Genomic DNA, 9735 nt, shown 5'->3' on the forward strand with positions numbered 1-9735 from the left:
ACAACTGCTACGATTGTTTTAGCGTCCATTACTCATTGTCCTCCTTCTTCTTTTTTCTGTACGCAACAACGGCTGTGCCGACAATACCGAGGGCAGAAAGTCCCGCAAGTGCCGTCCACAAGCCCACATTGCTGTTATCTCCGGTCTTTGGTGTATCTCTCAGCTCATTGTGCATTTCCACAACGGTAGTAGAACCGACCTTTACGGTTGCAATCTTATCCGCAGGAAGCACATAGGAAGCAGAAACACTATCCTGAACCTCGGAAATGGTGTAATCGCCGATACGAAGTCCCTCGATAATGATTTCGCCGTTCTTATCGGTCGTGAAGCTTCGGTCGTAACCGTTTACTCCTGTAACTCTGAAAGTGAAGCCTTCAACCTTACCGTCAGAGGAAGTTTTAACGATTTTCAGGTTTCCTTTCATAGCTGTGTTAATAAAGCCGACGCCGGCTTTGTTTTCTACCTCGTAGGTGGTTTCATCTTTTTCAATGAAAACAGAGTACACACCCTTATCAAGCTCAAAGCCATCCGGTGCTTTGGTTTCTCTTACAAGGTATTTTCCGTAAAGAAGTTCCTTCATCTCGTAAATACCGGTAGAGGTTTCGGAGAGAGTTCCGATAAGCTCGTCGGCGTCATCCAGTTTACCGTCGCCGTTTACATCTTTGTAAACCTCAAAGGTCGCTCCTGTCAGCTTGTTGTCCGGGTAATCTTCATCGACCTTAGTCAACTTGATATTGCCGTGAACATACTCATTGACGATTTCGACCTCAATGACCTGAGCGACCTCGGAGATTTTAACTTCATAAGAAGTTTCATCAAGCACGAAGCCCTCCGGCTGCTCGATTTCTCTTACAAGCCAGTTGCCATACGGTACTTTCTCAAAAGAAAAGCTACCGTCTTTTTGGGAGGTAGCAGTCATCAAAGCATTTTCTTTTGTAAATTCGGTTTCATCAGCCTTAAACAGACCGATTACAGCACCTCCCAGTGCTTCGCCGTTTTCGGTAATCTTCTTACCGGAAACAGAACCGTAAATGAGCTTGTTTTCAATCGGCTTGCCGTCATTGACCGCAATCTCAACATTTGCGGTATCCTGACCGGCATAGCTGAAAGTGAACGGATACTTGGCGTCGGTAAGGATATAATGCTCATCGGTGGCAAGTTCCTTTACATAGTAGCTTCCGAAAGGAAGGTCGGTTTTGATAACAGCCTTGCCGTTCTCGGAAAGTGAGATAATCTCAATCAGTCCGTCTGCCGGAATAGAAGTACCGCTTGCAGAAACAAGTTCTTCTGCGGCGAAAAGTCCGAAGCTGATATTCTTCATTTCATCGCCGTTGCCGATATTGAAGATGTCGTTCTTTTCAATAGTCTTTTCAAGACTTACCGCTACTTTCTGCCTGTCGTTTACAAAGCTTGTGGCGGTTTCGGTTACAGACACTTCCTGACCGGCATAAGTCAGCTCAACATCGTGAGCTTCTTTGTTGATGACCATACCCTCCGGTGCAGTAATTTCAACCACCGTATATTTTCCGAGATAAAGCTCCTTACTCTTGGCAAGTCCGTTTTCATCTGTGGTAACAGTATCTACTACCTCGCCCTTTGCATAACGGAGTGTACCGTCGGGAGTGATAATATCTTCTGCTGCGCTAATCTCATAAACTGCACCTGCAAGACCTTTCACTTCATAGACAGGCTGATAAATCACATCGGCGTTTTCCACGCCGGAGATATTTACCCCTGAAAACACCTCGCCGGTCTTTTCAATGCTGACTGTACCTTTCTGTGCCATATTAGGCTTATCGACCTTAATCACGGTAATACCACCCTCATCGGAAGAATGTTCCTCTGCCACATCAAAGTACACCGGTGTGCTGTCAAGCACATATCCGTAAGGAGCCTGAACTTCTACAAGAGAATATCCCTTGCCGTATTCCAGTTTTTCCGGTGTCACAAGCTGTCCGTTTGCGTCGGTGTAGAAAGTATCAATCGTTGTCGGAGTAGGATAAGTGAAGGTCATTGTTACCTGATTGCCGTCAGGGTCAAAGATTTTGAAGCCTGCACCGGCATAAGGAATGTTTTTACCGCTTTCTGCGTCCACCTTGACAACCTTGATATAGCTTTCAAAGTTTGCGTTGTTGATAAGATAGCGGTAGGTCTGTCCGTCCTGAGCAATGAACACATCAAAGTTCTTCATCAGCTCACGACCTTCCCAACCGGAGGTCTGATGAACGGTATATACGCCGTAAGGCATATCCTTTGTCTGCCCGAAACCGTTTTCATCACAGACAATGACATCTCTTTCATCTTCTTCTGCTGCGTCAAAACTGCCGGAAGATTTGAGATAGATTTCAAAGGTTGCTCCGTTTTCCGGTGTTTCAATCTGAGTTTCGCCGTCATCGGTGTGCTTGATAATGGCGATATTGCCTTTCATAACCTGTTCGGTAACATCATTTGCTGTCTGATTGTGTTCCACCGTATAAAGCTGCGGTTCAGCACCGACCTTGTGAACAGTCGTATCAAGCAGATAACCCTCGGACGGCGTGATTTCACGGATTGTCCAGTCATTATCACAGACATATTCCTTTGTGGTAAACTGCCCGTTCTTATCCGTCACATACTTGTCCACAAGGGTTTCGCCTTTATAGATACCGTAAACTGCTCCGGCAAGGGTAGCGTCGCCCTGCGGTGTGCCTTCCTCTCGGTCGCTCTTTGTTACGGTTACGCTGAACTTTTTGAGAATGTTCGTGAAGTTTCTTGTGGTTACTTCTTTCCAGTTAATCGGTGCGGTCTGATTTGCAGGCACAACATAACGGATTGCGGTATCCACTTCCTCAATGGTGTATGGGGTAGTGCCGCTGATAAGCACATCATCAAAAGAAGCAACACCGTTCTTATCTGTCACGGCATACTCATCGACAGCAATACCGGAAAGAGATGTGCCGTAAAGATGGAAGGTAACGCCCTCAACCAAGTTATCCTCAGAAGATTTGATGACCTGAAGATTACCTCTTTTGAGAACATTATTGAAATTGACCTTTGACACCTGACCGGCAACAACAGTTACTCTGTGAACCTCCTGCGGAACATATTTGTCGATAGACTGTTCTGTTACCGTGTAAACACCGGGCATAAGGTTATCCAGTTGGAATTTACCGCCGTTTGCGGTTGTTACAGTCTGATTGACACCGTTACCGCTTATGGTAAACTGAATGCCGTCAACCTTTCCGTCCTCACTTGTCTTTACAATCTGACAAGAGCCGTAGCTTACCTTCATTTTGACAAAGCCGCTGACAGGGTCACTGACCTCCTGAGCATAAGTGACCACATCCTGAATGCCGTTTCCGTTCTGATGGATACCGTCAGACCATACGACAACACCTCTGCGGACACCGTTCTTTTTTGCGGCTGTGATGGTAAATTCCTTGCTCGGAGCTTTCTCCATCGAAACAGTCAATTTGTTTCCGCTGACAGAGAAAGAAACCCCGTCAATGTTTGCCGAGAAGTTGTAATTGCCAAGCACACCGTTTGTATCGGTGAGAGTAGCAACATACTTGCTTCCGTTCCATTCAAGCTCGTTTACCTTTGCAGAACCGCTTGACCTTGTGCAGAAGCTCGGCACTTTGGTGTGATTCTGAACACTTGTTACCATACTGTTGTAGTACGACAAGATTTTACTGCGGAGTGGGTGTGCAGTGCTTACACATTCAAGCACGGCATTGTACCCGCCCGTAGAAACGTGATTGAAGCCTGCGTCTCTTTCGCCGACAATCGTTTCCCAAATCAAAATCTGAGTGGCATAAGCGTGTGCGATACAGTTTGCGTCGCTTTCATTCTGCGACTTCCAGCTTGTCGAAATACCTCCACGATACCCGTACTGCAAGATACGACCGATAAGCAGGCGAATATCATCGCCGGAAATCGTTCCGTTCGGGCTAATGTTATTAAAGAAGTTCTCGTCCTTTTCGGTGAGGGTATCTCCAGTCCGCTGACCTGTACCCGGCTCGATACAGTAGGCGATATTGCCCGAATACGAACCCATTGCACGAAGTCCCGTATATTTCGTGGACAAGCCTTTCCAACCGTTCATATAGTTGAGATTGCCGTGTCCCCATTCGCCGTTGTTATTGGTATCTCCGCTTCGGGGATAATCGACGAGGTACACATCGGCTTTTTCGCCTACGGCTGCAAAGGCTGTCGTTGCCCCAATGCCCATAAAAGCAGTAAGGCTCATAACCGCCGCCAACATAAACGAGACGGCTTTCTTGAATTTTGTTTTAACCATTGCGTTTTCCTCCTTGAAATGCAAAAACGCACCGATTTTACTCAGTGCGTCCGCTTAAAATTATTTTGTTTTAGCAGTAGCCGATATAGATGTTGTACTCCGTATCGGATAGCTTTTCTGTCCATATCCACACAGCGGTAAAACCCTCGCTGTTCTTGTATCGGTTCAGTCTGCTTTCAATATCAGACTTGATACCGCTTCGGTTAGGATTTGCGGATATGGGATTGTCCCAACATTCTGTCGCCGTGCTGTCAAGAGAAAGTCCTATGCTTACCGCATACTCTTTTGCGTAACTTACATAAGGGCTGACATCGAATGTCTGCTTGGGCGGCTCTGTCGGTTTCGGTTCTGCCGGCTTTTCAGTCGGCTTTTCAACCGGCTTTTGTTCGGCAGTTGTCTGTTCTTTCGGCTGCTCCGTTTGTTTTTCGGATTCAGCCTGCGTGGTTGTCTGCTTTGGTGGCTCTGCCTTTGGCTTTTCGGTTGCGGGAGTATCAGCCGTTTTTTCTTCCGCCGGTTTTGTCTGAACAGTCTCAGCCGTTTGACTTTCAGCGGTTGACTGGCTTTCTTCTGCCGTAAACGGTGTTTCTTCCTGAACTGCCGTGCTTTCCGGTTCTTCTGCCGTTTCTTCCTGAGAATTTGTTTCGGTATTACCAGCCGGAAAAGAAGTCTCTGTTTTCGTTATCTCCTGTGCAGCTTCTTTGGCTGTGTTACCGCTACAACCTACGAGAAAAATCATCAGGCAGGCAAGAACACAAGGTATTAGCCTGTTTTTCATATCCATCGCTCCTTTCGCCTTAATCGTACTCAATCAGGCAAAAAACATCAAAGGTGCGATTGGCTGAACTTTTTATCGTAGCAGACATTTTGCTTTTGCTCCAAATGTGCGAACCCTTTTATAGACAGCTATATGTTATTAGAGATAGATATACTCAAGGGAGATAGAGTATATTTTTCAGCAGGTTAATAGCCGGTATATATAGGGGTTAGAGTGTGAGAAAGGGGGAAGGCTATCGGCTGTCACGGTCGGCTCTGCTTCGCAGAAACTTGTTGTAATGCTCCAACGCCTTGCACACAAAATCCTCCGTTTGGCTTATGGGAATATTCTTCGGGATAAGCTGTCGAACCCTGTCGCCCCTCAAAACAATTTTCTCCCTTTGGTTTGGTTTTTCCTCCGACATAATCGCTTGGATTGCTTCGGTTGTTAGCTTGCCCTCCTCAAAGAACTTTCGCATACGGATTGTTTGGTCGTGGGACGGGGTTGCGTCGTTCAGGTCGATTTCATCAACCACATCACGCTGACTGTCCTCATCGAGAAAAGACAATTCAACCGCCGGTCGCATTTTAATTCGCCCCTCGTCCACATATTCCAAAAGTTCGGGAACAAGGTTTGTAAGGCGAATATATCGCTGAATCTGCGTTTTGCTGTCATCTGATTTATCAGCTAACAACATTACAGATTTTGTTCCCACCAACTTGTCCCCCAGTGGGTCACAAGTTAAATCCGTGCGTTCTCCTTGCCTTTTCATTGCTTCCAAACGCATTTTGTAGGCATAGGCTTTTTCCGAGGGAAGTATCTGCGACCTTTGGTAGTTGCTCTCAACCATTAAAATCGTGGCTTCGTCTCGGTTCAGTTCAACGACTTCACAACGGAGCGTATCAAACCCGGCAAGCTCACAGGCTCGCTTTCGCCTGTGTCCTGAAATGAGTTCGTATCTGCCGTCCTCTTTCTGCCTTACCGTCGCCGGAGTGATTACCCCTCGTTCCTTAATACTCTCAATGAGCTGTGCCATATCCTCGTCATCACGCACCTTAAAAGGGTGGTCGGGGAAATCGTCAATCTCAGTCAAGGGAATATCTCGGATTTTTGAAAGCTTTTCTTCATCTCTCTGTTCCTGCGTAGAAAATAAGTCATCGAGCTTCGTGAGAGTGAAGTCGCTCTTTCTTCCTGCCATCGGCTAACACCTCCTTTGTAAATTCGGTGTACGCCTTTGACACCGTACTGTTGGGTTCGTAGGCAAAAATGCTCTTGCCTTTGGAAGAAGTCTCTGCGGCTTTTACGGCAATCGGGATATATGTTCTATACATCTTGATTTGACTACCGAAGTTCTCTCTCAGAGCTTCTATCGTGCTTTTGGCGAGGTTGGTACGGCTATCCACCAAAGTGAGAAGCATACCGTCAATCTTTAAGCCCGGATTGATACGCTTCTTTACTCGTGAAATGGTCTGAACAAGCTGCGTCATTCCTTTTGCCGGTAAATACTGAGCCTGAACAGGGATAATAACGCTGTCAGCCGCAGATAGAGCATTGATTGTTACCATTCCGAGAGAAGGCATACAATCTATAAGGATATAGTCGTATTTGTCCTTCACTTCGCTGAGATAGTTTCTCAATGCCGTCTCTCTGCTCATTGCATTGACAAGGTTAAACTCCATTGCAGAAAGCTCAAGGTTTGCCGGAACAAGGTCAACACCTTCGTCGTGGTGCAGAATACCGACCGTAGGGTCATTCATCGTTTCGTTTATGACATCTGTGAGTTTCGTTGCAAGCGTGATACCCAAGTTGTCTGTATCCTGCCAACCGAGACAAGTGGTTAAGTCGCCCTGTGGGTCTGCGTCTATGAGCAGCACTTTCTTTCCCTGCATTGCAAGACCGACGCCGAGGTTTACCGTAGTGGTCGTCTTTCCAACTCCGCCTTTTTGATTGCATATCGCAATCGTTTTGCAGTTCGACACTTTGTGCGTCCTCCTTTCGTGAAATTCATAGCCATCGCAGTATGGCTATGTACTTGACCGGCTCATTTCCTAACCGGTCGGGCAATATTTGTTCTCAACACCCCTTGCCGAGCAATAAGCTCACGGGAAGTCACTAAGGAACAGACTGCTAATCTGTATCATAGGAATTTCACCTCTGCCGGGTACTCCGCCAGCTCCGTAGAGAAGTATCATTATCCTTCTGACTGTCATCGCCGTAACAGGGGCAACCTGTTACCTATACCGGGAGTTCTCGCTGTTCTGCAATGCAGAAGTCACGGCGTACCCGATAAGGTGGCTAAAATCATCAGAATTAAAGTCTTAGTGAATGGTTTATTCAGTTGTCAAAATACAAGTGAAAGGGCTGACCTTTTCGTGGCTCGGAATTAACCCCTTCACTTGTTTGAAATGGGAGAGCGTTTTTGGGGGGTGTTTTTTCAAAATTTCTTGAAAATTTTTTTGCTAACAAAAAAAGCCACCTACTTTCCTCTTAATTGAGGTCAATAGACGGCGGGTAGAAATATTCATAATTTTGGTGTATAATAGGAAATTAAGAGAAAGACAAATTTGAATTTATGTTGATGGATAAACCTAATCACAACGAGCATTATACATATTTTTTAACCGATGCAGCCCTTGAGTATCAAGAAAGCAATCCATCTAAAAATATCGATAAAGAGTTATATATGGAACATGATGAACAAATATTACGTATGATTATTGAATTTTTTAATGGGAAAAATTGATATTTTATCTATGATTAGAACATGATAAATTCCAATTTGTCTAACTTACTCTAAATTAGCAAAGACCGCTTACAAAAGTGTAGGCGGTCTTTATTCGTGTTCAGATATATTTGATTTTGAACTTTCTTTTCTTGGCTGAAAGCACCTTGCAAAGAATATCATCTGCTGCGTCCGTGTATCTGCCTTGTGCTATCAGGCTGTTCTTCAAACGGATAAGTGATTGCAGCACTTCGCTGTATTCGTCCTTGGAAAGGTATAAATGATATTTTTGTTCTTTCAAAACAACCACCTCCTGTTACCGCAATTATATAATAAGAAATGGCATAGAAGTAGTGTGCGATTGTCGCTTGACCACCCCTAAATGAACGAATTAACAGGGTAACGAACGCCTTATTCATTAGCAGGAATTTTGCTCGAATTTTTCTGCCATTAGCAGAGAGGGCATTTTCATTAGCAAAATAGCGAAAATCCTGCTAATTTTTATTAGCAAGTCGTTCACCTGAAAGGCGGACGACATTCGTCCTAATTTCCATTAGCTGACGGAGATTTTGCTAATGAAAATCTGTGAATTTTACGATTTTTCACTTTTTCCGTAAAAATGAAAAAACGCCGGAAACCCTTGATTTTACTGGGTTTTCCGGCGGAGTTTTTGGCGTTCCCGAGGTGATTCGAACACCCGACCTACCGCTTAGGAGGCGGTCGCTCTATCCAGCTGAGCTACGGAAACATCTTTAAAATCTATTCAATTTTAGTCTTAAACTTACTCAATGTCAATCGCCTTTGCCCGAAAGGCGGTCGTTATAACATATTCTTAGGAGGGGCTTGTTATATCCATTTAACTACGGGGGCATAAACATATCAAATTTCACTTCACCCCCAGCTCTGCCAAGGGCATATCTCTATTTCACAAAAGGAATGGAATAAGGGGAGTGTTACCCCGAAATGCATCAATTCATCAACAGACTAACCCCATTGAGAAAAGAATTTGATTTCCAAACACCCAAATGTCTTCCATTTCGTTATACCAAAATAAATTGCTATTGCGCAAGCATCCGATAAAATTTATGATGCAAGCGATTCTGCCTTGCAAAACAGAGGAGATTTACCTGCCGCCTGCTTATACAAAGAAATGGGGCTATGTCTGCCATTCTATGCTTTCACCTAAAATACCCTATATTGATAATGATTTAGTTATATTATAACGCTGATATGCCCAAATGTCAATATTTCATTTGTCCTTTTTTAGTCGATTCTCCACTGTTTCCATACAGTAGGAATCATGCTGTGCAACCATCCCTTTAACAGCATCCTTGCTTTCTTTTTGAAATAATGGTATTTAGAGAACATTCCTGCCATCCGGTATAGCCTTTGCGCCTTTGCATAGTCCTTCTGTCCCTGAACGGCCAAACGCATTGCATGATGTCTCATCAAAGGAAACTGAAGGAGATAGATAAGGTGATACCAGTATTTTGAATCTTTGTCACCATTCCGCTTCCAATACATTCCATACTGTTTTTCCATAGAGCCAAACATGATGGGTTCCAGTTCCTTTTCCGTGGCGATTCCCTGTTTTTCGGCTTCCTTTATAATATCCGTACCCGGCAAAAAATTCAGCCCGTGGAGCTGAAGCTGGAAAGGCGTCTCCAGCCTGGTACAGAGACGAAAGGTTGCCTTGATATCTTCCTCGCTTTCAAAAGGATGCTGAAGCATAAAATCATAGCAAACATACGGGACGCCCGCCTGTCTTATCCAACGGGAAGCCATAATGATCTGTTCATCGGTTTCCGTACGGTGAAAGATTTCTTTCCGGATCCGTTTTGAACCGGACTGAATACCCATTATCACGTATAATTAAACCATCTCGAAAGGGGTGGTTTTAATTATATCTCCTTTCTTAAAGTTTTTGATTATATTTGCAGGAGTAGCTACCTGCGATATAATAAAGACAAGCACTGTGGA

General features: G+C 44.7%; 7 protein-coding genes and 1 tRNA gene. 1 reads left to right on the top strand and 7 read right to left on the bottom strand.

Going from position 1 to position 9735, the window contains the following annotated elements; translation table 11 throughout:
* Positions 1–28 precede the first annotated feature (28 nt).
* The 4 genes from KQI32_RS05230 to KQI32_RS05245 form a co-directional block, all read right to left on the bottom strand.
* On the bottom strand, positions 29–4279 hold the full coding sequence (locus KQI32_RS05230; protein ID WP_216424210.1) for a SpaA isopeptide-forming pilin-related protein: 4251 nt from the start codon (positions 4277–4279) through the stop codon (positions 29–31).
* A gap of 70 nt (positions 4280–4349) precedes the next feature.
* Entirely contained in the window at positions 4350–5054 is a 705-nt protein-coding gene (locus tag KQI32_RS05235) for a hypothetical protein (protein ID WP_041179104.1), read from the bottom strand.
* A 232-nt stretch (positions 5055–5286) separates the two neighbouring features.
* Entirely contained in the window at positions 5287–6231 is a 945-nt protein-coding gene (locus KQI32_RS05240) for a ParB/RepB/Spo0J family partition protein (protein ID WP_014635909.1), read from the bottom strand.
* The gene (locus KQI32_RS05245; protein WP_014635910.1) at positions 6188–7012 is read right to left on the bottom strand and encodes a ParA family protein; all 825 of its coding nucleotides are present in this window, start codon (positions 7010–7012) and stop codon (positions 6188–6190) included. Before KQI32_RS05245 ends, KQI32_RS05240 begins: the two co-directional genes overlap by 44 nt.
* Before the next feature lie 593 nt (positions 7013–7605).
* On the opposite strand from KQI32_RS05245, the gene KQI32_RS05250 reads away from it, so the two are divergent.
* On the top strand, positions 7606–7776 hold the full coding sequence (locus tag KQI32_RS05250; protein ID WP_216424211.1) for a hypothetical protein: 171 nt from the start codon (positions 7606–7608) through the stop codon (positions 7774–7776).
* A 100-nt stretch (positions 7777–7876) separates the two neighbouring features.
* Here KQI32_RS05250 and KQI32_RS05255 read toward each other — a convergent pair whose 3' ends face one another.
* The 3 genes from KQI32_RS05255 to KQI32_RS05265 all read right to left on the bottom strand — a co-directional run bounded on the left by KQI32_RS05255 (position 7877) and on the right by KQI32_RS05265 (position 9621).
* Positions 7877–8056, bottom strand: a complete 180-nt coding sequence (locus KQI32_RS05255) for a hypothetical protein (RefSeq protein ID WP_102364675.1) — start codon at positions 8054–8056, stop codon at positions 7877–7879.
* A 370-nt stretch (positions 8057–8426) separates the two neighbouring features.
* Positions 8427–8503, bottom strand: a tRNA-Arg gene (locus KQI32_RS05260).
* Between the two features lie 515 nt (positions 8504–9018).
* Complete coding sequence (locus tag KQI32_RS05265; RefSeq protein WP_216424212.1) at positions 9019–9621, bottom strand: hypothetical protein; 603 nt, start codon at positions 9619–9621, stop codon at positions 9019–9021.
* Positions 9622–9735: the final 114 nt, after the last annotated feature.

The sequence above is a fragment of the Acetivibrio sp. MSJd-27 genome, assembly GCF_018918095.1.
In the GTDB taxonomy this organism is placed as follows: Bacteria; Bacillota; Clostridia; order UMGS1840; family HGM11507; genus HGM11507.